The organism is Roseibium marinum (assembly GCF_002906165.1).
Lineage (GTDB): Bacteria > Pseudomonadota > Alphaproteobacteria > Rhizobiales > Stappiaceae > Roseibium > Roseibium marinum.
This window is the reverse complement of sequence record NZ_PPCN01000006.1, coordinates 16,395-42,948: the sequence shown is the minus strand read 5'-3', so window position 1 is coordinate 42,948 and position 26,554 is coordinate 16,395. Positions and strand designations below refer to the sequence as shown.

Genomic DNA, 26,554 nt, shown 5'->3' with positions numbered 1-26,554 from the left:
TTCTTTTCGGATGGGGTTGTGGTCTACACAAGCGCGCCGTGGCAATGCTTGAATTTTTTGCCCGATCCGCACGGGCAGACCTCGTTGCGGCCGACCTTGCCCCAGGAGGCGGGGTCGTCCGGATCACGCTGAGGTGAAGCTGTCAGGCGTGCATCGGCCGCCGCCATCTCATCTTCCCCGGTCAGGGGGTCGATGTGATGAGCATGCATTTCCGGTTCGGCCGGCATCTGCGGGGCCTGTTCGGTGACCAGTTCCACGCGCAGCAATTGCGCCGTCGTTATCTGGCGGAGCTGCGTCAGCATGGATTCAAACAGGGTGAAGGCTTCTGTCTTGTATTCCTGCAGCGGGTCGCGCTGGGCATAGCCGCGGAAGCCGACGACGGACCGCAGGTGATCCAGATTGGCAAGATGTTCGCGCCACAGATTGTCAAGGGTCTGCAGCAGGATCGCCTTTTCCACCTGGCGCATGATGTCCGGGGTGTATTTGGCGACCTTTTGCGCCATGGCGCCGTCGGCGGCCTTGCGGAGCCGGTTCCTGACCTCTTCCTCGGCAATGCCTTCCTCGGACGCCCAGTCCTTGACCGGCAGATCGAGGTTCAGCTGCTTGCGGACTTCCTCCTGAAGGCCTTCCGTGTCCCACTGCTCGGGATAGGCGCGTTCGGGAATGTGGTTCGCCACCAGATCGTCGACCACGTCGCGGCGCATTTCCGCCACCGCGTCCTGAATTGCCTCGCTGTCCATCAGTTCGATGCGCTGATCGAACACCACCTTGCGCTGGTCGTTCATTACGTCATCGAATTTCAGGAGGTTCTTGCGGATGTCGAAGTTGCGCGCCTCGACCTTCTGCTGGGCTTTTTCCAGGGCCTTGTTGATCCACGGATGGATGATCGCCTCGCCTTCCTCAAGGCCGAGCTTCTGCAGCATGGAGTCCATGCGCTCGGAACCGAAGATGCGCATCAGGTCGTCCTGCAGGGACAGGAAGAACTTCGAATGGCCGGGATCGCCCTGACGGCCGGAACGGCCGCGGAGCTGGTTGTCGATGCGCCGGCTTTCGTGGCGCTCCGTACCGATCACGTAAAGACCGCCGGCCCGCAGAGCCTTCTGTTTCAGCTCTTCCACATCGGCGCGGATCTTTGCTTCGGCGGCGGTTCGCTCCGTGCCCTCGGGCATGTCGGCGAGTTCCATGGCAATCTGCATGTCGGCATTGCCGCCGAGCTGAATGTCGGTGCCGCGGCCGGCCATGTTGGTCGCGATGGTCACGGCGCCCGGCAGTCCGGCCTGGGCCACGATGAAGGCTTCCTGTTCGTGATAGCGCGCGTTGAGGACCGCAAACACCTTGGACTTGCCGTCGTCGGTTTTCTGTGCCGCGGCAAAGGCGACGGGATCGCTCAGGTCGATCTGCTTGTAGCCGTGCTGTTTCAGAAGTTCGGCGAGGCGTTCCGACTTTTCAATCGACGTCGTGCCCACCAGGACAGGCTGGCCGCGTTCCTTGCATTCATCGATCAGCTTGGCGATGGCGTGGAATTTTTCCTCTACCGTGCGGTAGACCTCGTCGTCGTCGTCCACCCGGCTGACCGGCATGTTGGTCGGGATTTCGACGACTTCGAGTTTGTAGATATCCGCGAATTCATCGGCTTCGGTCGAGGCCGTGCCGGTCATGCCGGCAAGCTTGCCATACATGCGGAAATAATTCTGGAAAGTGATGGAGGCCAGAGTCTGGTTTTCCGGCTGGATCTGGACTTTCTCCCGGGCTTCCAGCGCCTGGTGCAGGCCCTCGGAAAAACGGCGTCCCGGCATCATGCGGCCGGTGAACTCGTCGATGATGACGACTTCGTTGTTGCGGACGATATAGTCCTTGTCCCTCTGGAACAGCTTGTGGGCCTTCAGCGCCTGCTGCAGATGGTGGACGATGGCGACGTTCTCCACGTCGTACAGGGAGTTGCCCTTCAGAAGATCGGCTTCCCGCAGCAGGGTTTCCAGTTTCTCGTTGCCGGCTTCCGTGAAGCTGGCCGAGCGTTGTTTTTCGTCCAGCTCATAGTCTTCGGCGGTCAGTTGCGGGATCAGCGTATCGACCGAGTTGTAGAATTCCGAGCGGTCCTCAAGCGGACCGGAAATGATCAGCGGCGTGCGTGCCTCGTCGACCAGGATCGAATCGACTTCGTCAACGATCGCATAGTGATGTCCGCGCTGAACCATCGACCTGCGGTCGTGCTTCATGTTGTCGCGAAGATAGTCGAAACCGAACTCGTTGTTGGTGCCGTAGGTGACGTCGGCGGCGTAGGCCGCGCGGCGCTCCTCGTCCGACAGGCCGTGGGTGATGCAGCCGACCGTGAGGCCGAGGAAGGTGTAGACCTGACCCATCCACTCGCTGTCGCGCTGGGCCAGATAATCGTTCACCGTGACCACATGAACGCCCTTGCCCGCAAGGGCGTTCAGATAGACCGGCGCGGTTGCGACAAGGGTCTTGCCCTCGCCTGTCCGCATTTCCGAAATCTGACCGGAGTTCAGGACCATGCCGCCGATGAGCTGCACGTCATAGTGCCGCTGGCCGAGCGCGCGGTGCGCGGCCTCGCGGACGGTCGCAAAGGCGGGAACGAGAAGGTCCTCGATATCCGCGCCGTTTTGGATCTGGGTCCGGAATTCGGCCGTCCGGGCCTTCAGCGCGTCGTCCGACAGGCCCTGAAGTTCCGGCTCGAGCGCATTGATCTGCTCGACTTTCGTCTGAAACGTCTTAATCTTCCGGTCGTTCGCCGAACCGAAAATCTTACGTGCTAAAGCGCCAAGGCCAGCCATGTGGCGGTCCTTCCCTGAAAGGCGGCGCCAATGGCAATCCGGCGCCTGCCCATGAAATCGTCTCAATTGCTGTCCACGTTGCCGACAAGCGCAACGCGCTGGCCGGTGACCGCGGCCGAAAAGATGCCTTCCCGGCCCACAAGCCGGACGCCCGACAGATAAGAGGGGGTTCAATGCTTGTCAACGCCGCTGGAATGCGCAATGTAGCCCAGCCCTCATCAAGGGAGGCAAGAAAGATTACTGTTCCTATAGGTAAAGGACACCTCATGCTCCGAATTTCGATGCGCAGGCCGGTTCAGGCACTTGCCGTTTCACTCCTGGTCATGTCGCTCGGATCCGCGACCCTTCATGCCGCCGAGCCGGACGACGTGGTCGCCAAGGTCGGTGATGGCGAAATCACCGAAGCCGAACTGGCATTCGCTGCCCAGGACGCCGGCCAGGAATTGCAGCGCTTTCCGCCCGCTCAATGGCGCCAGCTCCTGCTCGACGCCATGGTCGACATGGAATTGATGGCGCAGGCCGCACGCAAGAATGGTCTGGACCAGGATCCGGATTTCAAGAGGCAGCTGAAATTCCTCGAACTGCAGGCACTGCGTAATGCCTATCTTGCGCAGAAAATCGGTGGAACGATTTCCGAGGAGGACGTCAAGGCGGCCTACGACGCGCAATTCGCCGATTTCGAAGGCGCGGAAGAGCTGCATGCCCGTCACATTCTGGTGAAGGAAAAGGCGGAAGCCGAGGCGCTGGTCGCGGAACTGGACGGCGGCGCCGATTTCGCGGAACTGGCACGGGAAAAATCCACCGGCCCTTCCGGTCCCAATGGCGGTGATCTCGGGTTCTTCAAAAAAGGCCAGATGGTGAAGCCGTTTGAAGAGGCCGCCCTCGCGCTTGAGCCGGGCAGCTACACGAAAGAACCGGTGGAAACCCAGTTCGGCTGGCATGTCATCAAGCTTGAAGAGACGCGCCGCGAGGAAAAACCGGGTCTTGAACAAGTTGGAGATTCCCTGCGTCAGCAGATTTTCCGCGAGCGGTACCAGGCCCGGATGGCGGAGCTCAAGGACGCGACGAAAGTTGAAATTCTTGACGAAAAACTCGCTCAGCCGGCTGAAGACGACCAAAAGACCGAGTGATCGCTCATTTCCCGGGGGCAATTCGACCCGGCGGCCTCCTGCCGCCGGGTTTTTCGTCTGGCCGGCCGCAGGGCGAAAAGGCTTGCGCCGCTCCAGCGCTTTTGGGTAGATCAAGCGGCTTTTCTTCCGGAAACGGGTGAAAAGCCCAAAAGTTGACCAAGAGCGCCGGAAAAGCTTCCATGCCGACGACCGTTTCCCCACTCGCCCCGAAATCCTACCCGGACATGCCGGAGATCGAGGGCGTTCAATTCGCGACCGCTTCGGCAGGTATCAAATACAAAGGCCGTACCGATGTGCTGCTGGCCACCGTATGCGAAGGCACGTCCGTCGCCGGCGTGTTCACCCGCTCAAAATGTTCCTCCGCGCCGGTAGACTGGTGCAAGGCCCGGGTCGGAGACGGGCGGGCGCGTGCGCTTCTGGTGAATTCGGGCAATGCCAATGCCTTTACCGGTAAAAAAGGCAAGGCCGCCGTTGAGCTTTCGGCGCAGATCGTCTCCGGCGCGCTCGGTTGCGGCGATGCGGAAATCTTCCTTGCCTCGACCGGTGTGATCGGCGAACCGCTTCGCGCCGAAAAATTCGCGGATGTCGTCGAGGATCTGAAAAAAGATCAGGGCAGCGCGGACTGGCTGGACGCGGCCCGGGCGATCATGACGACCGACACCTACCCGAAAGTGGCGACCGCAAGTGTCGATCTGGACGGCGAGTCGGTGTCGATCAACGGCATCGCCAAAGGCGCGGGCATGATCGCGCCGGATATGGCGACCATGCTGTCTTTTATCTTCACCGATGCCGCCATTGCGCCGGACGTCCTGCAGGCATTGCTCAGCGCCGAAACCGGCCGCAGCTTTAATGCCGTGACGGTCGACAGCGACACGTCCACCTCCGACACCGTCCTGTTGTTCGCGACGGGAACCGCCGGGGCGAGAGGGATCGCGCCCGTCGCCTCCCTTGACGATCCGCGGGTGGACACCCTGCGCGCGGCGCTCGGGGATGTGATGCTCGACCTGGCTCACCAGATCGTCCGCGATGGTGAAGGGGCCCGGAAATTCGTTGAAATCCGTGTCGAGGGCGCCGAGAGCGACACTTCGGCAAAGAAGATCGCGCTGTCGATCGCCAATTCGCCGCTCGTCAAAACAGCCGTCGCCGGCGAGGATGCGAATTGGGGCCGCGTGGTCATGGCCGTCGGAAAGGCCGGAGAGCCGGCGGACCGGGACCGGCTGGCGATCTGGTTCGGTGACATCCGGGTGGCCGTCGATGGCGAACGCGACCCCGATTACAGTGAAGAGGCGGCCTCGGCGGTGATGAAAGAGGAAGATATCGTCATCCAGGTGGATCTGGGCCTTGGCGCCGGGCAGGCAACCGTCTGGACTTGCGACCTCACCAAGGAATATGTCGAGATCAATGGCGATTACCGCAGTTAGATCAACGTTGCATTGCCATGGAGCGCCTTGATTCGGGAGCTCCGGGACAATTTTCGTAAATTTACGGCTTTCAATCAGAAATGCTTAGCGGGCGTTTAAACAAACGTCCCGGAATTGGACACCGACCATGACCAAGATCGTAGTTGTCGCGGCCTGCGCCCTTGTCGATGTTGACGGGCGGATTCTCCTGGCTCAGCGGCCGGAGGGTAAATCCATGGCGGGATTGTGGGAGTTTCCAGGGGGAAAAGTCGAGCAGGGCGAACGGCCGGAGGAAACCCTTATCCGGGAACTTGCCGAGGAACTCGGCATCACGGTTAACGAAGCGTGCCTCGCTCCGCTGACCTTCGCCAGCCACGCTTATGAAGATTTTCATCTACTTATGCCACTTTTTATCTGCCGCAGATGGGACGGTGTGCCTCGGGGACTGGAAAACCAGGCGCTGAAATGGGTGCGGGCGGCGCGGTTGAGGGATTATCCGATGCCGGCTGCCGATGAACCTCTCATTCCGCATCTGCTGGAGGCGGTCTAGAATTGTGGCCTGCGTTCTGGCCGACGCAGAACGCTTCGGCCAGAACGCAGGCCACATTTGTTTATCTCGTTGCTAGTGGGGAGTGTTCGCAGTGTTCAGGATGTCAGCTTGTTACCGGGGTGCAAGACACCTTCTGAACCGTTTTATGCGGGATGAAACCGGGGCAACCGCCATTGAATATACCCTGATCGCCGCAATTATCGGAACCGTCATCATTGTCAGTTTCGGAGCGATTGGCGAAACTTTGAGGGACGATGTCTTCGGCGCGGTTGTGGAAGCCCTGAACGGGGTTCTGGGCGGCGGCGGGGAAGAGGCCGGTGGCGAGGACGCCACCTGACCGCGGCCTGTATGCCGGACCCATCGGACAGGTGACAGTCACCTGCCGCTGGTGCTATTCGCCGATCTTGCGTTCCTGAGCGCCAAGCGCATCGGCCAGCCTTGATTTGGCGGAACCCGGAGACAGCGGTTTCTGCTGGCTTTCATGGGGTGCCCAGCCCGAAAGCGTCACAAGGGCGAATGTCGCCCTGATCCGCCCGTCCGGATCGCTGTGGTTCTGAGCGTAAAGTTCCGCCGCACGCAGCAGGATCTTTCCGGCAAGAGGCGTGCGGCTGCGGTCCTTCAGCACCGAGGTCGCACCCATGGCGCGCAGGTCGGCGAGCAGCGCGAACATCGTATCGTAGCGGACCGTGAACGTGTCCAGATCCGTCACCGGGAGTGCAAAGCCCGCCCGTTGCAGCAGGCCGCCGAGATCGCGTGTGTCCGCGAACGGCAGGACACGGGCCGCGGCCCCTCCCTTTATTTCCAGTTCCGCCCTTGTGAGGCTGTCGCGCAATTCCGTGAGCGTGCCTGCGCCTGGCAACGTCCCAAGAAACAGTCCGTCCGGTATCAGCGCCCTGCGGATCTGTACAAGACTTCCCGGCAGATCGTTGACGAATTGCAGGTTCAGCGCTGAGACGATCAGATCGACCGACTGGTCCCGGAAAGGGAGTATCGCATCGTCGCAGACGAGATCGGGGGCAGGCAGGTTCGGGTCGGCGCGGAACAGATCCGCCCTGATGAGGTTTTCCGCCTTGCCGGACCTTGAAACCGCCTGCGATAGCAGGCCGGTGTGCCCGCCGAGGTCAACCGCTGTGTGGAAGGTCCGGTTGACCATCAGGAGGCGGTCTTCCAGGTCTTCCGCCACGGCCCGCAGGAGAAAATCGGCCCCGGGTTTCGCGGCCCTCAGGGCGCGCTCGCGCCGGCTTCGAAAAAGCGGGCGGTCAAACAGGTCTGGTTGTGCGGTCACGTGAACTCGGCCTTTGTCAGAGCATGGGCGCTCACATATGGTATCCGGACCGGAAGGTCAAAGACTTGCCCCTGTTGAGCCAGGGTTCGCAATGGGAAAGGTCCACACAGGTGAGGCACTCGCCATGATCGGTAAAAACCTGATTTCCGCGCCAGGAGCGGCAGAGGGGCTGGTTCTGGATTTTCTGCTGCCGCTGCGGTGTCTTTGCTGCGAGACGAAGGTCGCATCGGAAGACGGCCTGTGTCCGCGGTGCTGGCAGAACATGCATTTTATCGAAAAGCCGTGGTGCCACCGGCTGGGAATACCCTTCACCTACGATGTGGGGGAGGGCGCCTGGAGCCCGAGGGCGATTGCCTCGCCGCCTGTTTTCGACCGGTTGCGGTCGGTGGCCTTTTACGACGGCCCGGCCCGGGAGCTGGTTCTGGCCCTCAAGTTTTCAAGGCGCCGCGAGCTCGCCAGATCCATGGGACGCTGGATGAGCCGGAGCGGGAGCGAGTTTCTCAGCCGGGATAGCCTCGTCATCCCGGTTCCGCTGCACTGGCTGCGCCTGTTGTCCCGCCGTTTCAACCAGTCGGCGGATCTGGCAAAGGCGGTTGCGGGGCATTGCGGCGGGCAGTTCGAACCGGAACTCTTGAAACGAAGGAAGCGGACACGCCAACAGGTTGGGCTGTCGGCGAAGGACCGGCTGAAAAACGTCCGTTCCGCCTTCGCGATCGACACGGCGCGGATGGGTGAGGTGCAGGGCCGCCACGTTGTCCTGATCGACGATGTCATGACGACCGGATCGACGGTCTCGGCCTGCAGCAAGGTTCTTCTGGCCTCGGGGGCGGCTTCCGTGAATGTGCTCACATTCGCGCTTGCCGATCCCTCGATCCGGTCTGGAGACGGATCCCTGTCGGTCTGACGCTGTCCCTTGAGTTTCCAGGCGGCGACCGCATATAACGCCGGGATTTCTTAACGAACGGTTCGGGCCTGGCCGGATGATCCCGCCGAGTCCGGGAACGCGAATGCGCCGTTCCGGCAAGCAAAAGGAAGAAAATGAATGGCTGAAGTGGTCATATACACGCGCCAGCTTTGCGGGTTTTGCACGGCCGCCAAACGGCTGCTGGACCAGAAAGGCGCTACCTACACGGAATTCGACGCCAGCTTCGATCCGGGTCTGCGCAAGGAAATGGTGCAGAAGGCCAATGGCCGTTCCACGTTTCCGCAAATCTTTGTCGGTTCCACGCATGTGGGCGGCTGTGACGAGTTGCATGCCCTGGAACGGGCCGGAAAACTTGACACCCTGCTTGCGTCCTGACCGGGCACAAGAGTCCGGAAAAATGCGGAAACCAATCTAACACTTTAAGATTGATCGACTTTTCTGCTTTCAAATGATCTCGTATGAATGCAGGTTGATGTGGCAGCAACCTGATTGATTAGCATCTACCGGACGGAAGGCGCCCGATGCCCTCGTTTATCGCAGCATGTATCCAGCTTCGCAGCGGAAAGACCCTGTCTGAAAATGCCAATGCGGCCGAAAGTCTGATCCGGGCGGCCGCAAAGGACGGGGCGCAATACATTCAGACGCCGGAAATGTCGAATGTGCTGGTGCGCAGCCGCGAAGAGCTGATGAAACGCATTTCAGACCCTGGAGACGATTGTTTCCTGACAATGGCGCGGTCGCTGGCGGGGGAGCTCGGTGTTTATCTTCATATCGGATCCCTGGCGGTGCTGGCGGGCAACGGCAAGGTCGCCAACCGGGCTTTCATGATCGCGCCGGACGGGAGGATCCTTGCCAGCTACGACAAGATCCACATGTTCGATGTGGATCTGCCCAACGGCGAGAGCTGGCGCGAGTCGGCTACCTATGAACCGGGCACGCAAACCGTGATCGCGGACCTCCCTTTCGCGCGGATCGGCATGGCGGTCTGCTACGACATCCGCTTTCCGGCGATATTCCGGACACAGGCGCGCGCCGGTGCGCAGGTGCTCACCGGTCCGGCCGCCTTCACGCGGCAAACCGGTGAAGCGCACTGGCATGTGCTGCAGCGTGCCCGCGCCATCGAGAATGGCGCCTTCGTCATCTCCGCGGCGCAGGGGGGAACCCATGAGGACGGGCGGGAGACCTACGGGCATAGCCTCATCGTCGACCCGTGGGGGAGCGTGATCGCGGAATTGAACCATGACGAGCCGGGTCATGTACTGGCCAGGATCGACACGGATAAAGTGGCTCAGGCGCGTGGGCGTATCCCCGCCATTGCCAATGAACGGGAATTCACGTGCCGGGTTGCCGAAGGCTTGAAGGGGGAACCGGCGTGATCAGATACACGCTCGTTTGCGACAGCGCCCACAATTTCGAAGGCTGGTTCCGGAATTCAGACGATTTTGAATCGCAGTGCGACCGTCAGTTGGTGGTGTGCCCGATCTGCGGGGCAGTGGATATCAAAAAGGGGCTGATGGCACCTGCCGTTTCGACTTCCAGGACGAAGGAAACTGTGTCCATACCGGCCAATACGGACGAGCGGCCGGCGCCGGCGAGCGCGCTTGTGTCGCCCGCCGCCGCGTCCATGCAGCCCTCGGCCCTTCTGCCGGTGGATGTCCGCCAGAAGGAAATCGTCGAGGCGCTGCGCGAGGTGCGTGCCCGTATTATCGAAAATTCGGAAAATGTCGGTGCGGATTTCGCTGCTGAAGCCCGAAAAATGCATTATGGCGAAGCGGAGGCGCGCAGCATTTACGGTGAAACCACATCGCAGGACGCGGAAGCCCTGCTGGACGAGGGCATTGCCGTTCTGCCGTTGCCCGAACTGCCGGAAGACAAGAACTGAAACGTGCCGGCAGGCTGAACCCGACCGCTTGCGTTTGCTGATCCCTGTTTATCGCCAGATCCAAAACGCCGGAGCCACCCGCATTCATCCGAATACGGGTGGCTCCGGTCTGTCAGGACATCCCGCGGCCGAGTGCTTCAGCCGTCAGGAGTTTGGTCAAGCGGCCGGTTTCCGGCGTGTCGCGGATTTGCTCTGTGCCTCCTTGAGGCTTTCCTCCGCGGCCTTGCCGAGTTCGCTGACACTTTCGATCGCCGTTTCGTTGAGTTCTTCAACAGCGGCGGCATTTTCGGAGAAGCTGTCGCGGAACAGTGCGGCCTGCTTTTCGAAGTGTTCCTGATACTCGTTCGCCATCTTCGAATAGAAGGCCTGCAGAATTGCCATCGTTTCTTCCGGTGCGGCGCACTGGCTCAGAGTTTTCGCGCACTCGATGTCTTCATGCAGACGGTGGCTGACAAAATTCATCTGATCGTCGAAGGCCTTTCCGGTGTGAGACCACACCGTCTGACCCATCTTCTGGACACCGGCGACGGTCTTTGCCTCGATCCTGTCTTCGCGTTCCGCGAAGTTCCAGTTCGAAAAGGACGGCATCGGCCATTTGGGCATCATCGAGCTGAAGTCGAAGGCATCCGTATTACGTTTGGCAGGCATGTCACATACTCCGCTGTTGTCGGTCAGCTCCGGACGGCGGGATATCCAGCCGTTGAAGTCGGCCCGTTATTCGACCCGCCGTGATTGATGCAGCTGATCCTTGCCCCTCAATTGCACTCTACGATGTCTTTACGGCACATCATTGACAGGGATCAAAACACGGAGAAACCGCAACGCAAACGCAATTATCCGTGTCTCCCAGTATTCAGGGCCGGTTGAGAAAGTCCCGGAGCGTGGCTGTCGTTCTATCCGGCTCTTCGAGGGTGGACAGGTGCCCGCTGCCTTCGATCAACACCAGGTCACTGCCGGAGATCCGCTCATGGATTTCCCGGGAGACCGGTGGTGGCGTCAGCCGGTCTCCGTCGCCGACCAGAACCAGGGTCGGGCAGTCAATTTCCGAAAGCCTGGGCCTGGCATCGATACGGTCGATCAAAGCGGTCTGCTGGCGGATGAAGGCTTCCGGACCGGTTTCCATGGCCATATCGACCACGATCTGCTTGAGCGCTGCGTCTTCTTCCCGCTTTTCATGGACGAAGCCCGGGTAGAGCAGGTGGGGCACCTTCGAAAACCCCTTCTTGCGCGTCAGGTCGATCAGGAATTTCCGCCGTTCAGACTGGTCGGGCGAATCCGGCCGGGCGTTGGTGTCGAGAAGCGCCAGCTTTCCGACCCGCTCCGGCGCCTCGCGCATGATTTCCATGCAGATGTAGCCGCCCATGGACAGGCCGATCAGGGAAAACCGCTCCGGCGCCTTTTCCAGTATTTTGGCGGCGATTGCCTCGATGCTGTCCTGTTCGCGGTGGTTGGCCACCATGATCGGCCGGTCCGCGAAGGCGACGATCTGCGGGGCGAAAAGCGCTTCGGTGCACAGAAGGCCGGGAACAAAGACAATCGGGTCGCTCATGTGGAGGGACCCGTCTTTTCCGCCAGCAGCATGTAGTTCACGTCCATGTCCCGCGAGCGGGCCCAGCTGTCGGTGAGCGGATTGTAGCTCACACCGGACCGGTCGATAATCTTCAAACCGGCCTTTCCAAGCGGGTTTTCGATTTCTTCCGGCTTCACCAGCTTCTCGTAGGAATGTGTCCCCCTTGGCAGCCAGCGCAGCACGACTTCCGCGCCGACGATGGCCAGTGCATAGGCCTTGAGCGTCCGGTTGATGGTCGCCACAAACATCAGCCCGCCGGGCCGGACCATGTTTCCGGTCGCCTCGAGAAACAGGGGCACATCGGCAACATGCTCGACCACCTCCATATTCAGCACCACGTCGAAGCTTTCGCCGGCGGCCGCCAGCGCTTCAGCGGTTTCGGTTCTGTAGTCGATGGCAAGGCCGGAGCTGCGCATGTGCAGTTTCGCGATCTCGATATTGATTTCGGAAGGATCGGCGCCGACGACATCCGCGCCGAGGCGCGCCATCGGTTCGCACAGCAGCCCGCCGCCGCAGCCGATGTCGAGAAAGCGCAGTCCCTTGAAGGCGTCGGATGCCTTCGGATCCCTGTCGAACCGGCGGCAGACTTCCTGCTTGATATAGGCGAGGCGGACCGGGTTGAACTTGTGCAGCGGCTTGAACTTGCCCGCCGGGTCCCACCATTCTTCGGCCATCGCGGAAAAGCGGGCGACCTCTTCGGTGTCGATCGTGCCGGAGTTTTCTCGTGCCTTGTCTGTCATCGGACGATCCTTTCAGACGTCAAGCCGCAAGGGGGCGCGGCCGGTTGGACTTTCATCAGCTGTCGTTTCAGCCTCACTGGCCGTTTGTCAAGCCGGACCTGCAGCAATTGCGGTCACAGTAATAGCTTGCGAGCCCGGTTGCAGCAAAGCAACGCAGCCTGTATGCATGTGCGCCGATCCATCCGGCGCTTGAGGCGCTTCATGAACCGACAAGAAGAATACGAGTGGTATGGCCCGACTGGTTTTAAAATTTGGCGGGACTTCGGTTGCCGATCTCGATCGCATCCGCAATGTCGCCCGCCATGTCAAACGGGAAGTGGATGCCGGCCATCAGGTCGCGGTCGTCGTTTCGGCAATGGCCGGGCAGACCAACCAGCTGGTGCAATATTGCCGCGAGGCGTCGCCGCTTCACGACGCCCGGGAATACGATGCCGTGGTTGCGTCCGGTGAGCAGGTGACCTCCGGCCTGCTGGCGATCGTCCTGCAGGACATGGGTGTCAACGCGCGCTCCTGGCAGGGGTGGCAGGTGCCGATCAAGACGGATGAGAATCACGGCGCGGCGCGGATTCGCGAAATCGACGGCAGTTTGCTGTCGGATCGGCTGGAACAGGGGCAGGTCGCGGTGCTCGCCGGTTTCCAGGGCCTGTCGCCGGACAACCGGATCGCGACGCTGGGCCGCGGCGGATCCGACACCAGCGCGGTTGCCATCGCCGCTGCCATCAAGGCCGACCGATGTGATATCTATACGGATGTCGACGGTGTTTACACGACAGATCCCCGGATCGTGCCCAAGGCGAAACGACTGAAACGGGTGTCCTTCGAGGAAATGCTCGAAATGGCGTCTCTCGGAGCGAAGGTTCTTCAGGTCCGTTCTGTCGAAATGGCGATGATTCACGGTGTGAGGACCTTCGTACGCTCCAGCTTCGATGATCCGAATGCACCGCAGGTCGGCAATGACGGCCTTCCGATTGGTACTCTTATTTGCGACGAGGACGAACTCGTGGAACAGCAGGTTGTCACCGGCATCGCCTATGCCAAGGACGAAGCCCAGATCTCACTCCGTGACGTGGCGGACAAGCCAGGCGTTGCCGAATCCGTGTTCGGTCCGCTGGCCGATGGCCATATCAATGTTGACATGATCGTCCAGAATATTTCACCGGACGGCAAGACAACGGATATCACTTTCACCGTTCCCGAAGGCGACTACGAGCGGGCCATTAAGGTTCTGGAGGACAACCGCGCGGAGATCGGATTCCAGAATCTGGAAGGGGCTACCGACGTCGTGAAGGTCTCCGTCATCGGCATCGGAATGCGCTCCCATGCGGGGATCGCGGCCCAGTGCTTCAGGGGACTGGCCTCCAAGGGTATCAACATCCGGGCCATCACCACATCGGAAATCAAAATCTCCGTGCTCATTGATTCAGCATACGCGGAACTTGCAGTGCGGACTCTCCATTCGCTATACGGGTTGGACGGATAACTCATCCGGCAAGCTGGCGCCAGCAGGGATTGGGGCCGGGAGCCGGATCAACGGGCATCCAATCGGAAACGACCGGATGTTCATAAGTCGATCTATTGTAAAGTGTTGGAGCAACCTGTCCGCGTTCGAACGAACGCAGGATGCTCTGGTGTGAAGCGGGATCAAACGGGGGCGCCATGCGCAGCAACCTAGCCGGACCGCGCCTGCTGCTCCGACGGCTTCGGGAAGTCATGGCGGAGCCGATCTTGGCGCAGGAGCGACTCGACAAGATCGTCGTGCTCATTGCGTCGAATGTGGTCGCCGAAGTGTGCTCGGTCTATATTCTGCGGGCGGACGGCGTTCTGGAGCTCTATGCGACGGAAGGTCTGAATCGCGAGGCGGTTCACAACGCGTCCCTGCGCGTCGGCCAGGGCCTTGTCGGTCTCATCGCCGCCGAGGCGCGTCCCTTGAACCTGCCGAACGCCAGCGCCCATCCAGGCTTCACCTATCTGCCGGAGACGGGTGAAGAAGCCTATAATTCCTTCCTGGGCGTGCCGATTCTGCGGGCAGGCCGCACGCTCGGCGTTCTGGTCGTGCAGAATCAGTCCCACCGCACCTACCTGGAAGACGAAGTCGAAGCCCTGCAGACGACGGCGATGGTGATCGCGGAAATGGTGGCCGCGGGTGAGTTGGAGGCGATTTCCCAGAAGGCGACCGGGCTGGATCTCTCCCGGCCGATCACCTCCACCGGCACCGGACTTTCCGAGGGCGTGGGACTCGGCCATGTGGTTCTTCACGAGCCGCGCGTCGTCATCACAAATCTGATCGCCGAGGACACGGACCGCGAGAACTTGCGTCTCGACGGGGCCATCAACCGGCTCCGCCTGTCCATAGACGATCTTCTGGCCAGCGGCGAGATCGCGGCGACCGGTGAACATCGCGAGGTGCTCGAAGCCTACCGCATGTTCGCCTACGACCGGGGCTGGATCCGGAAGATCGAGGAAGCGATCCGTAACGGCCTGACCGCGGAGGCCGCGGTCGAGAAGGTTCAAAGCGATACGCGTGCGCGTATGCTGCGTCAGACCGATCCTTATCTGCGCGAACGCCTGCACGACCTGGACGACCTTGCCCACCGGCTCATCCGCGAGCTGATGGGCCGCGAACACGGGCCCAGCCACGATGAACTGCCCCAGGATGCCATTATCGTGGGCCGCAACATGGGCGCCGCGGAACTGCTGGATTACGGGCGCGACCGGATCCGCGGGCTGGTGCTGGAGGAAGGCGGGCCGACCAGTCACGTGACAATCGTCGCGCGGGCTCTGGGCATTCCCATGGTCGGACTGGTGCATGACATCGTCGGCCTGGCAGATGGCGGCGACGCGATCATCGTGGATGGCGATACGGGCGAGGTTCATCTTCGCCCCGCGACCGATCTGGAAAACGCCTATGCCGAAAAGGTCCGGTTCCGGGCGCGGCGCCAGGCGCAATACCGGCGCTTGCGCAACAAGCCGTCGGTGACGCGGGACGGGGTCGAGTTTTCCCTGCAGATGAACGCCGGTCTGCTGGTCGATCTGCCGCATCTGGCGGAATCGGGAGCCGCCGGTGTCGGTCTGTTCAGGACCGAGCTGCAGTTCATGGTCGCGTCTTCCTTTCCGCGCATGCGCGAGCAGCAGGCGCAATACACCCAGGTTCTGGATGCGGCGGACGGAAAGCCGGTGACCTTCCGCTCCCTCGATATCGGCGGCGACAAGGTTCTTCCCTATCTGCGCTCCATCCAGGAGGAAAACCCTGCCATGGGCTGGCGCGCGCTGCGGCTCGGGCTTGACCGGCCCGGACTGCTGCGTACCCAGATCCGGGCATTGCTGCATGCGGCCGCAGGACGGGAGCTGAAGCTGATGTTCCCCATGGTGTCGGAGGTCAGGGAATTCCTGCAGGCCAAGGAGCTGGTGGACAAGGAACTCAAGCATCTGCGCCGCCATGGCCACGGGACCCCGGACACCATCCGGCTCGGTGTCATGATCGAGGTGCCGTCGCTCCTGTTCCAGCTCGAGGAACTGATGTCCTATGTCGACTTCGTTTCCGTAGGCTCGAACGATCTGTTCCAGTTCTTCTGTGCGGTCGATCGGGGCAACACGCGGGTCGCCGACCGGTTCGATACGTTGAGCGTCGGTTTCCTGCGGGCCTTGAAATCCATCGCCGATGCCGCAAATAAGGCTCATGTTCCGGTAACATTGTGTGGCGAACTGGCCGGCCGGCCGCTGGAGGCGATGGCGCTGATCGGGTTGGGATACCGGGATCTGTCGATGTCGCCGGCGTCCCTCGGGCCTGTGAAGGCGATGCTTCGCACACTTGATGCCGGCCGGTTGTCCGCGCGTCTCCTGCCACGGCTGGAACCCGGACATGGGGACAGCAACATCCGGGACGTCCTGAAGCGGTTCGCCACAGACATGGATGTTGCTCTTTAGCCAAAACGGGCGTAACGCCCCCTTCTTAACGTCAACCCTGGGAGACCTTGCGCGTATGCTGGCGCGTCATAGACTTGATAATCTGCTGGACCGCTTCGCCGAAATCGAACACATGATGTCGTCGAATCCGGACCCTGCCGCTTACGTGAAACTCTCCCGCGAATATGCCGGGCTGGAGCCGCTGATCGCCAAGATCCGCGAACTCATCAAGGCTGAAAAGGATCTAGCCGGGGCGAAGTCGCTGATGTCGGACCCGGAGTCCGACGCGGAGATGCGCGAACTTGCGGAACTGGAGCGCGACGAGCTTGCCGAACGTGTGGAACACCTCAACCGGGACGTGAGCATAGGCCTGCTGCCGAAGGACGAGGCGGATGCCAACGATGCGATCCTGGAAGTGCGCGCCGGAACAGGGGGCGATGAAGCGGCCCTTTTCGCGGGCGACCTCTTCCGCATGTATCAGCGCTATGCCGAACTTCAGGGCTGGAAGGTGGAACTCCTGTCCGCCAGCGAAGGCGAGGTCGGCGGCTACAAGGAAGTGATCGCCTCGGTTTCCGGCGAGAATGTCTTTGCCCGGCTGAAGTTCGAATCCGGGGTGCACCGGGTTCAGCGCGTGCCGGCAACCGAATCGGGCGGGCGCATTCACACTTCGGCGGCCACCGTCGCGGTGCTGCCGCAAGCCGAGGACGTCGATATCGATGTCCAGGAAAGCGACCTTCGCATCGATACGTACCGCGCCTCCGGCGCAGGCGGGCAGCACGTCAATACGACCGACTCCGCCGTCCGTATCACCCATATTCCCACCGGCATCGTGGTCGCCGTGCAGGACGAGCGCTCCCAGCACAAGAACAAGGCGCGCGCCATGCAGCTTCTGCGGGCCCGCATCTATGACGAGGAACGCGCGCGCGCGGCGAGCGAGCGAACCGAAGCCCGGCGGCTCCAGGTCGGTTCCGGCGACCGGTCGGAACGGATACGGACCTACAATTTCCCTCAAGGGCGGGTGACCGATCACCGGATCGGCCTGACGCTCTACAAACTTGAGCAGATCGTTGCCGGCGAGGCGCTTGGCGAGGTGATCGATGCTCTTATCGTCGATCATCAGGCCAATCTGCTGGCCTCCGAAGACGCCTGAGCGATGCGGATCGGCCAGCTTTACCGGCAGGTCCGGGACCGGTTCAGGCAGGCAGGGATGGCGACGCCGGATCTGGATGCAAGGCTGCTCGTGAGCGCAGCGCTGAGCCTTCCGGTTGCCGATCTCGTCCTGCGGGAGGACGCGGATGTCGCGGAGGAAAATGCCGTCCGCGCAAGGATTTACGAAAACCTGCGCCTGGAAGGCATGCCCGTCGGTCGGATTCTCGGTGAGCGGGACTTCTACGGCCGCAGATTTCTCCTGAATGCCGCGACCCTGGAGCCCCGGCCGGATACCGAGACCCTGGTCGACGCCGTATTGGCGCGCACGGACCCGGAGGAGACGGGGGTCATGTGCGATATCGGCACAGGCACAGGCGCCATTGCCGTGTCTCTCCTCGCCGAACGCCGCCGATACCGGGTAATCGCCGTCGACCTGTCCGAAGAGGCGCTGCAATGTGCGCTCCGCAATGCCGTTCTGCACGGTGTCGGTGACCGGTTCCATCCCGTGTGCGCCGATTACATGTCGAGCCTGGGATCGGGGCTCGACTGGGTGGTCAGCAATCCGCCCTATATCCGTTCTTCCGTCCTTGCCGGGCTGGACAAGGAAGTGAATCAGCACGATCCGATCCTCGCGCTCGACGGCGGAGACAGCGGACTTGAGGCCTATCTGCGTATCGTTGCGGACGCGGCTCTTCTGTTGAGGCCGGGTGGCGGTATCGCCCTGGAGATCGGCTACGATCAGGCGGACGAACTGAAAAAACAGTTGCGGCATCATGGCTTTGTAGCAATTGAAATCATTAGGGATCTTTCCGGAAACGACCGTGTTGCCCTTGCCCGGAAGCCTTGATTTCATCGTTTTGTATCCAAGGTGAAAAAGCGCTTGGAAATCGTGGCGGAAACGGTTAGGTTCATCTCGCCGAGACCGGAGATGTGATCAGCGATCAGCGGGGCATACGCATCCGGCAGCGTGAGACCAAACGCAGTTTCAGCGTTTTGGTAGTCGTTGCATATCGGACTATCCGGTGTTTCGGACTGTCGAGGAAAAAGACAAAGCGTTGGCCGGTGGCCTATAGCGCCTGTGTGAGTTCTCAGTGACAGCCGCTAACCAGCACTGTTGGTTTCGGTAATTTTTTCGTATCGGTTTTACACAATTCCGATGTTGGGTCAGTGAATGCTGACCGCCGTTCCGCAAGAGAAAACGGCAGGATGAGACCAGGAAATCAAAGCAATAAGCGCATGCGCGGAAGGGGCCGCAAGGGTCCTAATCCGTTAACCCGGACATTCGAATCGAACGGTCCTGATGTGAAAATCCGTGGCACAGCGATGCATATCGCGGAGAAGTATCAACAGCTTTCCCGCGATGCGCATGCATCCGGCGACCGGGTGATGTCCGAGAATTACAACCAGCATGCAGAGCACTATCTCCGCATCGTGGCCGCAGCACAGCCGCAGCCGCAAATGGCTCACCCGGCTAACCGCGGCGAGTCCGAAGAAGGGTTTGACAACACGCCCGTGCACGGCTCGGGGACAACGAACGGCACGGAGCGCCCGACGGCGGATCGTGATCGTGATCGCGCGTCCGCCGCCGACGAGGATCTCGTCGATGCCGACAGCCCGCAGCCCTTCATTGAAGACATGCCGCTGATCAATCCGGAAGGCCAGGTCAATGGCGCCGGGCAGATGGCCGACGGGGATGAAGCCGGGGCCGAGGAAAAGCCGCGCCGCCGGGCACGGACGCCCCGCACGCGCATGCCGCGCCGGCCGGCAGCGTCGTCCCCTGAAAGCGCCGCCGAACCGGCTACCTCTTCCTCCCAGTCCGCGGAAGCGCCGGCTGTGGAAGAACAGGCAAAACCGCAGCGCCGTCCTGCTCGGGCCCGCCGGGCCAAGGCTCCGGACGAGGCGTCAGGCGAGGCTTCAACTGCGGGCGAATTGACCCCGGGCGAATAGTCCGGCCGGCAATAGTCCTACTTATGAAAGCGGCGTCCGAAAGGACGCCGTTTTCGTTTGGGTCGGGAAATTCCGCATGAGTTCGTGATTTGAATCAATCCGCGTTCAGCAGGGCGCGGATAAAATGCTCCACAGCGTGTTGCGTTTAAGCGGATTCATGGATTCAGGAAGACGCCCGAGGCAGCGTTTGCATTGCAAATGCGTTCGGGCGATTTCCTGAATTCAATTTAACGCGACATGCCTTAAAGTTCCAAAACCGGTCACCTTATCGACCTCCAACCGATCGGGAATGGAGATCTGTTGATTCAGGGGGCTTTTGTGATGAATATGCAACACTATATTATGGGAGCAAGGCTCGCGATCCCGTCCGGGATCACAAGCGTTGCGCGGATGCCCGCAGCAGGGGTCCGTATCCCATAACGTTCCCCACGCTTCGGGTGGTGCGGACGGTCAGGAGGTAGTTTATGAACTTTGAGAAATACACCGAGCGGGCCCGCGGGTTCGTCCAGTCCGCGCAGACTTTCGCGCTGGGGCGGGGCCATCAGCAATTCACTCCCGAACATATTCTGAAAGTGCTTCTGGACGATCCGGAAGGCATGGCCAGCGGTCTGATCGACAGGGCGGGCGGCCAGTCGAAGTTGCTCAAGGGCGATCTGGAAGGTGTCCTCGACAAGATGCCCAAGGTTTCCGGCGGTGCGGGCCAGATCTATATGGGCCAGGCCACCGCGCGGCTGTTCGAACAGGCGGAGAAAATCGCCGAGAAGGCGGGAGACAGCTATGTCACTGTAGAACGGTTGCTGCTTGCGCTCGCCATGGATGGCGACAGCGAGGCCGGCAAACTGATGAAGCGCCACGGTGTCACGCCGAACGGGCTGAACGAGGCGATCAACCAGTTGCGTCAGGGCCGCACGGCCGACAGCGCCACGGCGGAAAGCCAGTATGAGGCTCTCAAGAAATACTCACGCGATCTGACCCAGGCCGCCCGCGAAGGCAAGCTCGATCCGGTGATCGGCCGGGACGAGGAAATCCGCCGGACGATTCAGGTCCTGTCCCGCCGCACGAAGAACAATCCCGTGCTTATCGGGGAACCGGGCGTGGGCAAGACCGCGATTGCCGAGGGTCTGGCGCTGCGGATCATCAACGGGGATGTGCCCGAATCCCTCAAGGACAAGCAGCTTTTGGCGCTCGACATGGGTTCCCTTATAGCCGGGGCGAAATACCGTGGTGAATTCGAGGAACGGCTGAAGGCGGTCCTGTCCGAGGTCGAAGCGGCCGCGGGCAAGGTCATCCTGTTCATCGACGAGATGCATACGCTTGTCGGCGCCGGCAAGGCGGACGGGGCGATGGATGCCTCCAACCTTCTCAAACCGGCGCTTGCCCGAGGGCAGCTGCATTGTGTCGGGGCAACGACGCTCGACGAATTCAGAAAGCACGTGGAAAAGGATGCTGCGCTGGCACGCAGGTTCCAGCCGGTCTTCGTCAGCGAGCCGACGGTCGAGGACACGATTTCGATCCTGCGCGGGATCAAGGAGAAATACGAACTCCATCACGGTGTGCGCATAACGGATTCGGCCATCGTCTCGGCAGCGACACTCTCCAACCGCTATATCACCGACCGGTTCCTGCCGGACAAGGCCATCGACCTTATGGACGAAGCCGGCAGCCGGCTGAGGATGCAGGTGGATTCCAAACCGGAAGAACTGGACGAACTCGACCGCCGAATCATCCAGCTGAAAATCGAGCGCGAGGCACTGAAGGTGGAGGACGATGCAGCCTCCAAGGACAGGCTCGAGCGGCTTGAAAAGGAACTGACGGATCTGGAAGAACAGTCGCAGGCCCTGACGGGACGCTGGCTGAGCGAGAAGGACAAGCTGAACCTCGAACAGAAAATCAAGGAACAGCTCGAGCAGTCCCGCACCGACCTGGAAATCGCGCAGCGCCGCGGCGACCTCACCAAGGCCGGCGAACTCGCCTATGGCGTCATCCCGGACCTGGAGCGCAAGCTGGCCGAGGCCGAAGCCTCCGAGGGGACGGATACCATGGTGGATGAGGCGGTCACACCGGCTCATATCGCTCAGGTCGTCTCGAAATGGACGGGCATTCCGGTCGACAAGATGCTGGAAGGCGAACGCGAGAAGCTGCTGAGCATGGAAGATGCTCTGGCGGGCCGGGTGATCGGTCAGGCCGAAGCGATCCGTGCGGTGGCAACCGCGGTCCGCCGCTCGCGGGCCGGGCTTCAGGATCCCAGCAGGCCGATCGGCTCGTTCATGTTCCTCGGCCCGACCGGTGTCGGCAAGACCGAACTGACCAAGGCGCTCGCCAGCTTCCTGTTCGATGACGACAGCGCGATGGTGCGGATCGACATGTCGGAATATATGGAAAAGCATTCCGTCTCCCGTCTGATCGGCGCTCCTCCCGGTTATGTCGGTTACGAAGAGGGTGGCGCGCTGACGGAAGCCGTCCGCCGGAGGCCCTATCAGGTTGTTCTCTTCGACGAGATCGAGAAGGCCCATTCGGATGTGTTCAACGTGCTGCTGCAGGTGCTCGACGATGGCAGGCTGACCGACGGTCAGGGCCGGACCGTGGATTTCCGCAATACGCTGATCATTATGACCTCGAACCTAGGCTCGGAGTATCTGGTCAACCAGCCGGAAGGCCAGGATACGGATGCAGTCAGGACCGAGGTGATGAGTACCGTGCAGGGCCATTTCCGTCCGGAATTCCTCAACCGGCTCGACGAGATCGTACTGTTTCACCGCCTGCAGCGCTCGCAGATGGCCGATATCGTCAAGATCCAGCTCGAACGCCTCCGGGTGCTGCTCGGCGATCGCAAGATCACGCTGAACCTTGACGACAGCGCGATCGGCTGGCTGGCCCAGAAAGGCTACGACCCGGCCTATGGCGCGCGTCCGCTGAAACGCGTGATCCAGAAGGACGTGCAGGACCCGCTGGCGGAAAAGCTGCTGTCCGGCGATATTCTCGACGGTCAGACGGTGGATGTCACGGCAGGCGGCGAGCGGCTGCTCTTTCAGGTCAGCGGTGCCGAAAGCGCTGCCGCCTGATAGCCGATCTAAACGGACAGCCCTCCAGTCGGAAACGATTGGAGGGCTGAATGCTGATAAACCGAATTTCGTCATTCCGGGTAGTGTGACGCGAAGCGTCATCGCGTGACCCGGATGGACTGCGGAGGCCGTGTCCTAAAGCGTGTCGCGTCAAATTGAATTCAGGAAATCGCCCGAACGCATTTGCAATGCAAACGCTGCCTCGGGCGTCCTCCTAAATCCATGAATCCGCTCAACCGCGACACGCCTTAGCCGTACGTTCTCTCGCCAATCGGCGTTTGACGGATTTTTTCGAGCAGCATGTCCAGCATTGCTCTTTCAGCCCGGTTGAGTTTTGCCTTCGGGTTCCAAACGACATGCACGTCGATCTCCGGCAGTCTGTCGTAAGGCGGGAGGCGCCACAGAAGACTGTCCCTCACGTCGCGCCGCGCGACGTGAACAGGTAGCGGGCCGATACCCAGGCCGGCAATGATCATGCGCCGGACTTCTTCCAGATTGGCCGAGGTTCCGACAATTCGGTCCTCGAGATCCGCTTCGGCGCGCATCAATGTCACCGGCCTCAACGCATCCTCCATACGGTCGGTGACAAAGCTCACCGCGAACTGGCCGGCCAGGTCCGCCTTGGTCAGGTTCTCCCGCCCGAAAAGCGCGTGAGGCGGACCACAGAACAGGCCGAAAAATTCCCTGAAGAGGCGCAGATATTCCAGTTTCGGATTGCGGTCCCGGACAAGGCAGACAGCCAGCGATGCGCGCCGGGAGGTGACGGCTTCCAGGGCGTCCTTGCTGGCCGAGACATTGATGGAAAGTGTCGCGGCCGGATGTTTTTCATGAAATTCGCGAAGCGTGTCATCGAAAATCGGGCAGACAACATGGCTGGCCATGGCGATCTCGACGTGGCCGCGGACTTCATCGGTCACTTCGCGCATCAATGTGCCGAGCCGCAGGACAGAGCCCTGAATCTCGATAGCCTCCCTGAAAAGCAGGGTCCCGGCCTCGGTGAGTTCGAACAGTCCGGGTTTGCGGTTGATCAGTTTGCGGCCGAGCCGGTCTTCGAGCCGCTTCAAGGCGCTGGAGACGGTCGGCTGCTTGAGCCGGAGCTTGTCCGCGGCGGATGTCACGCTGCTGGATTGCGCGAGCACGATAAAGGTTCTCAGCAGGTTCCAGTCCAGCTCACGCGCCAGGCGCTCGGCGTGGATCGGTTGCAATCCCTTGGTCATAGATCTGATCAATACCTGAAATTCTGATTATCTATTTGATCTATGAAGGCGTGGCTGCGACCCTCAAGTCAAGTACTTCCGACATTGAGATTTTGCAGGAACGGCCGCATGAGCGTCGAAGCACGGGAAAGACGACAACCCTGGATCCTCCTGTCTCCCGCCCTGACAGCGATCGGACTGCTGCTTTTTGTTCCGCTCTTCTTCATCGTCGTCTATTCCTTCTGGCTGCGCACCGCAACGGGCGCCGATCAGGCCGGTTTTTATCTCGACAACTGGAATGAGGCGCTCACCGATCCGTTCTATCGGGACATTCTTTTCAGCACGTTGCGTATCGCGGCGATCACGACAGTCGCCTGCGCCGTGCTGGGATATCCGGCGGCCTATTTCATTGCCCGTTCGAAGGGCAACAAGGCCCTGTTGCTTCTGCTGCTGATGCTGCCCTTCTGGATCAGCTACATCATTCGCACCATGTCGTGGATCAACATTCTGGGTGTCTCCGGCGCGGTCAACTGGGTGTTGCTCAATCTCGGTATCACCTCCGAACCGATCCAGATGCTTTACAACGAGCCGACCGTCATCCTAGGGCTTGTGCACTTCCTGCTGCCATTCATGGTGCTGAACGTCTATGTCGCCCTGGAAGGGGTCGACGTTTCACTGGAGGATGCCGCCTGTTCGCTCGGTTCGACCCGCTGGCAGGCTTTCCGTGAAGTGACATTGCCGCTTTCCCTCCCGGGCCTTGCGGCAGGCGGCCTGCTCTGTTTCGTTCTCAGCGCGGGAACCTACATCACCCCGCTGGTCCTTGGCGGACCGACCGATGCGATGTACGCCAATCTGGTTTTCGAGGCCATCATCACCCAGCTCAACTGGCCGCTCGGCTCGGCGTTGTCGCTGATGCTGCTTGGTGTTCTGGGCGCTCTGGTGCTGGTCTACAACCACTATCTCGGCATGGGACAACTGATGAAGGGGCTGGGCTGATGGGCTGGCCGCTGATCCGCGTTTATACGCTGCTGGTATATCTTTTCATGTTCCTGCCGGTGGCCGTCGTGGTGCTGTTGAGTTTCAACGCCAGCCAGTTCGGCAGCTTTCCGATGACCGGGCTGTCTTTCCGGTGGTTTGTCGAACTGGCGCAGAACGAGGCGATCCTGAGGGCCTTCCGCACGTCGCTTGTTCTGGGAGCGCTGACAGCGCTGATCTCCACGACACTGGGCGTTCTGGCGAGCCTGGCTCTGGTCCGCTACAACATCGCCGGCCGCAACCTGATTTCGACGCTGCTGATCGCGCCCATCCTGGTGCCGGAAGTCGTGCTGGCGGTCGCCCTCCTGCTTTTCCTGAATTTCCTTTCCATCAACAAGAGCTTTTTCCTGCTTTTGATGGGGCACGTCATCTTCACGCTGCCCTTCGTCATTCTGGTGGTTCAGGCCCGTCTCGTCGGTATCAGGCGGGACTACGAGGAAGCCGCGCTCAGTCTGGGGGCGAGCCCCGTGCAGACCTTTTTTCAGATCACCCTGCCGCTGCTGGCTCCGGCCGTTTTCGCAGGTATGCTCTTCGCCTTCACCATCAGTTTCGACGATATCACCGGAACACTCTTCTGGAAGCCGGGCGGCGTGGAAACCGTGCCAACCCAGATCTTTGCCATGCTGCGCAATTCCATCTCACCGGAAATCAACGCGCTTGGAACCGTGATGATCTTTCTCACCGTCGGATTGCCGCTCCTGGGTCTGGCAATCGCCCGGCGGATGGCCATGCAGCGCGGCGGCTAGAACCGCGCGATCAAAGCAACAAGACCTGAAAAAACAAGACCAGAGTGGATAGACAAATGGACAATACAAAACGCTACGAGCGCATGCGCGAACGCTATCTCAACGGCGACCTCGACCGCCGCAAGTTTCTCGGCCTGATCGGCGCCGCCGGTCTTGCCTACGGCGTTCACACGCCCTTTGCCCGCCAGGCACTGGCGGCGACGGAACAGGTCCGGTTCGACGGCTGGGGCGGCGTCGTGTCGGAAGCCTTCCGCAAATACGCCTTCGATCCGTACACGAAAAAGACCGGGATCAAGGTTGTCGACGGGACTTTCGGCGGCGGCGATGAATATCTTTCGCGGGTAAAGGCCAGCCAGGAAGGCGAATATAATATCGCCCACCTGTCGGGTGTCTTCGATTACGCGCGTTACGCCAATCTCGGCCTGAATTCGACGCTGAACGAAGCGAATATTCCGAACCTGAAATTCGTCATCCCGAAACTGACGGACGTGTTCCGGAGCGTCACCGACGGTACATTGTCCTGCGTGCCATATGACTACGGCACCACCGGCATCGCCTATAACCGCAAATACATCTCCGACGAGGAAGCCAAGGAAAAAGGTGCGAAGCTTCTGATCGACGCCGCCTACAAGGGCAAGATCGGCGGATGGTCCGACTGGCGGACACGGGTCTGGTACGCCTCCCTTCAGACGGATCAGGACCCCAATGACGCGACCGACATGGACGCTGTCTGGGAAGCCGTGCGCACCAACCGGGACCTGTTGCTCAAATACTGGCAGTCGGGCGCCGAACTGATGAGCCTGCTCGCCGAAGAAGAAATCTATGTGACCGAAGGCTGGTCCGGCCGGATCTATGCCCTGCAGGAGCAGGGCAAGGATATCGGCTATATCGATCCGCCCAACGGCTTCGGCTGGCAGGAGTGCCTCTTCGTGATCAAGGGATCTCCGATGGAAGCCTGCGAGGAGTTGCTCAACTTCATGCTGGCGCCGGAAACGTCGATTGCGGTGGCCGAAGGCCAGAACTACCCGCCGGCGCTTGACCCGACCAAGGTCAATCTCGGTGACAAGATCCCGACGCTGCCTGCTTTCGACCCGACAGGCAAGCTCGACGGCCTGACCTTCGCCAATCCGGAATACTGGAATTCGCACGAGCAGGCGTGGTCCAAGACCTTCGGCCGGATCCAGAAGGGCTACTGACCTTCAGCCATGACCCTTGTTCCCGCCCGGAGCCGCCGGGCGGGAA

At 60.9% G+C, this 26,554-nt stretch carries 23 protein-coding genes; 17 read left to right on the top strand and 6 right to left on the bottom strand.

The window, feature by feature from the left end; all coding sequences use genetic code 11:
* Window positions 1-23: 23 nt before the first annotated feature.
* Entirely contained in the window at window positions 24-2,792 is a 2,769-nt protein-coding gene (gene secA / locus CLV41_RS14585; protein WP_103223157.1) for a preprotein translocase subunit SecA, read from the bottom strand.
* Between the two features lie 266 nt (window positions 2,793-3,058).
* On the opposite strand from secA, the gene CLV41_RS14580 reads away from it, so the two are divergent.
* The 4 genes from CLV41_RS14580 (at window position 3,059) to CLV41_RS14565 (ending at window position 6,209) form a co-directional block, all read left to right on the top strand.
* Entirely contained in the window at window positions 3,059-3,922 is an 864-nt protein-coding gene (locus CLV41_RS14580; RefSeq protein WP_208987519.1) for a peptidylprolyl isomerase, read from the top strand.
* 179 nt (window positions 3,923-4,101) lie between these two features.
* On the top strand, window positions 4,102-5,343 hold the full coding sequence (gene argJ / locus CLV41_RS14575) for a bifunctional glutamate N-acetyltransferase/amino-acid acetyltransferase ArgJ (protein WP_103223156.1): 1,242 nt from the start codon (window positions 4,102-4,104) through the stop codon (window positions 5,341-5,343).
* 127 nt (window positions 5,344-5,470) lie between these two features.
* A complete protein-coding gene (locus CLV41_RS14570) occupies window positions 5,471-5,872 on the top strand; it encodes a (deoxy)nucleoside triphosphate pyrophosphohydrolase (protein ID WP_103223155.1) in 402 nt (133 codons plus the stop codon).
* A 145-nt stretch (window positions 5,873-6,017) separates the two neighbouring features.
* Window positions 6,018-6,209, top strand: coding sequence for a Flp family type IVb pilin (locus CLV41_RS14565; RefSeq protein ID WP_328590041.1), 192 nt, complete (start codon window positions 6,018-6,020; stop codon window positions 6,207-6,209).
* Between the two features lie 54 nt (window positions 6,210-6,263).
* On the opposite strand, the gene CLV41_RS14560 is transcribed toward CLV41_RS14565, so the two are convergent.
* Window positions 6,264-7,157, bottom strand: a complete 894-nt coding sequence (locus CLV41_RS14560) for a class I SAM-dependent methyltransferase (protein WP_103223153.1) — start codon at window positions 7,155-7,157, stop codon at window positions 6,264-6,266.
* 91 nt (window positions 7,158-7,248) lie between these two features.
* Here CLV41_RS14560 and CLV41_RS14555 point away from each other — a divergent pair, with 91 nt between their 5' ends.
* The 4 genes from CLV41_RS14555 to CLV41_RS14540 all read left to right on the top strand — a co-directional run bounded on the left by CLV41_RS14555 (window position 7,249) and on the right by CLV41_RS14540 (window position 9,964).
* On the top strand, window positions 7,249-8,061 hold the full coding sequence (locus CLV41_RS14555; RefSeq protein ID WP_208987518.1) for a ComF family protein: 813 nt from the start codon (window positions 7,249-7,251) through the stop codon (window positions 8,059-8,061).
* A gap of 138 nt (window positions 8,062-8,199) precedes the next feature.
* Entirely contained in the window at window positions 8,200-8,457 is a 258-nt protein-coding gene (gene grxC / locus CLV41_RS14550) for a glutaredoxin 3 (RefSeq protein ID WP_103223152.1), read from the top strand.
* Window positions 8,458-8,603: 146 nt separating this feature from the next.
* Complete coding sequence (locus CLV41_RS14545; protein WP_103223151.1) at window positions 8,604-9,458, top strand: carbon-nitrogen hydrolase family protein; 855 nt, start codon at window positions 8,604-8,606, stop codon at window positions 9,456-9,458.
* On the top strand, window positions 9,455-9,964 hold the full coding sequence (locus tag CLV41_RS14540; RefSeq protein ID WP_103223150.1) for a DUF1178 family protein: 510 nt from the start codon (window positions 9,455-9,457) through the stop codon (window positions 9,962-9,964). Before CLV41_RS14545 ends, CLV41_RS14540 begins: the two co-directional genes overlap by 4 nt.
* Before the next feature lie 156 nt (window positions 9,965-10,120).
* Here the strand turns inward: CLV41_RS14540 and CLV41_RS14535 are convergent, their stop codons facing one another.
* The 3 genes from CLV41_RS14535 to ubiG form a co-directional block, all read right to left on the bottom strand.
* Window positions 10,121-10,612, bottom strand: coding sequence for a hypothetical protein (locus CLV41_RS14535; RefSeq protein WP_103223149.1), 492 nt, complete (start codon window positions 10,610-10,612; stop codon window positions 10,121-10,123).
* A 205-nt stretch (window positions 10,613-10,817) separates the two neighbouring features.
* Window positions 10,818-11,513 carry an alpha/beta fold hydrolase gene (locus CLV41_RS14530; protein ID WP_103223148.1) on the bottom strand — a complete coding sequence of 232 codons (696 nt, stop codon included), beginning with the start codon at window positions 11,511-11,513 and terminating at the stop codon, window positions 10,818-10,820.
* Window positions 11,510-12,274, bottom strand: a complete 765-nt coding sequence (ubiG, locus tag CLV41_RS14525; RefSeq protein ID WP_103223147.1) for a bifunctional 2-polyprenyl-6-hydroxyphenol methylase/3-demethylubiquinol 3-O-methyltransferase UbiG — start codon at window positions 12,272-12,274, stop codon at window positions 11,510-11,512. Before ubiG ends, CLV41_RS14530 begins: the two co-directional genes overlap by 4 nt.
* A 229-nt stretch (window positions 12,275-12,503) precedes the next feature.
* Between ubiG and CLV41_RS14520 the strand changes: the two genes are divergently transcribed.
* From CLV41_RS14520 to clpB, 6 genes are all read left to right on the top strand, one after another.
* Window positions 12,504-13,754: an aspartate kinase gene (locus CLV41_RS14520; protein ID WP_103223146.1), complete on the top strand. Its 1,251-nt coding sequence runs from the start codon at window positions 12,504-12,506 to the stop codon at window positions 13,752-13,754.
* Window positions 13,755-13,930: 176 nt separating this feature from the next.
* Window positions 13,931-16,198 carry a phosphoenolpyruvate--protein phosphotransferase gene (gene ptsP / locus CLV41_RS14515; RefSeq protein ID WP_103223145.1) on the top strand — a complete coding sequence of 756 codons (2,268 nt, stop codon included), beginning with the start codon at window positions 13,931-13,933 and terminating at the stop codon, window positions 16,196-16,198.
* 55 nt (window positions 16,199-16,253) lie between these two features.
* Entirely contained in the window at window positions 16,254-17,327 is a 1,074-nt protein-coding gene (prfA, locus tag CLV41_RS14510; RefSeq protein ID WP_103223144.1) for a peptide chain release factor 1, read from the top strand.
* A gap of 3 nt (window positions 17,328-17,330) precedes the next feature.
* Window positions 17,331-18,173 carry a peptide chain release factor N(5)-glutamine methyltransferase gene (gene prmC, locus CLV41_RS14505; protein WP_103223143.1) on the top strand — a complete coding sequence of 281 codons (843 nt, stop codon included), beginning with the start codon at window positions 17,331-17,333 and terminating at the stop codon, window positions 18,171-18,173.
* A gap of 359 nt (window positions 18,174-18,532) precedes the next feature.
* Window positions 18,533-19,273, top strand: coding sequence for a DUF4167 domain-containing protein (locus tag CLV41_RS14500; protein ID WP_103223142.1), 741 nt, complete (start codon window positions 18,533-18,535; stop codon window positions 19,271-19,273).
* A gap of 464 nt (window positions 19,274-19,737) precedes the next feature.
* Complete coding sequence (gene clpB / locus CLV41_RS14495) at window positions 19,738-22,335, top strand: ATP-dependent chaperone ClpB (protein ID WP_103223141.1); 2,598 nt, start codon at window positions 19,738-19,740, stop codon at window positions 22,333-22,335.
* A gap of 248 nt (window positions 22,336-22,583) precedes the next feature.
* Here the strand turns inward: clpB and CLV41_RS14490 are convergent, their stop codons facing one another.
* Window positions 22,584-23,552, bottom strand: coding sequence for a LysR family transcriptional regulator (locus CLV41_RS14490; RefSeq protein ID WP_103223140.1), 969 nt, complete (start codon window positions 23,550-23,552; stop codon window positions 22,584-22,586).
* Window positions 23,553-23,660: 108 nt separating this feature from the next.
* Between CLV41_RS14490 and CLV41_RS14485 the strand changes: the two genes are divergently transcribed.
* From CLV41_RS14485 to CLV41_RS14475, 3 genes are read left to right on the top strand one after another with little or no spacing between them, the layout of a single operon-like run.
* Window positions 23,661-24,527, top strand: coding sequence for an ABC transporter permease (locus CLV41_RS14485; protein ID WP_103223139.1), 867 nt, complete (start codon window positions 23,661-23,663; stop codon window positions 24,525-24,527).
* Window positions 24,527-25,312: an ABC transporter permease gene (locus tag CLV41_RS14480; RefSeq protein WP_103223138.1), complete on the top strand. Its 786-nt coding sequence runs from the start codon at window positions 24,527-24,529 to the stop codon at window positions 25,310-25,312. The genes CLV41_RS14485 and CLV41_RS14480 overlap by 1 nt, the downstream gene beginning before the upstream one ends.
* Window positions 25,313-25,368: 56 nt before the next feature.
* On the top strand, window positions 25,369-26,508 hold the full coding sequence (locus tag CLV41_RS14475; protein WP_103223137.1) for an extracellular solute-binding protein: 1,140 nt from the start codon (window positions 25,369-25,371) through the stop codon (window positions 26,506-26,508).
* Window positions 26,509-26,554: the final 46 nt, after the last annotated feature.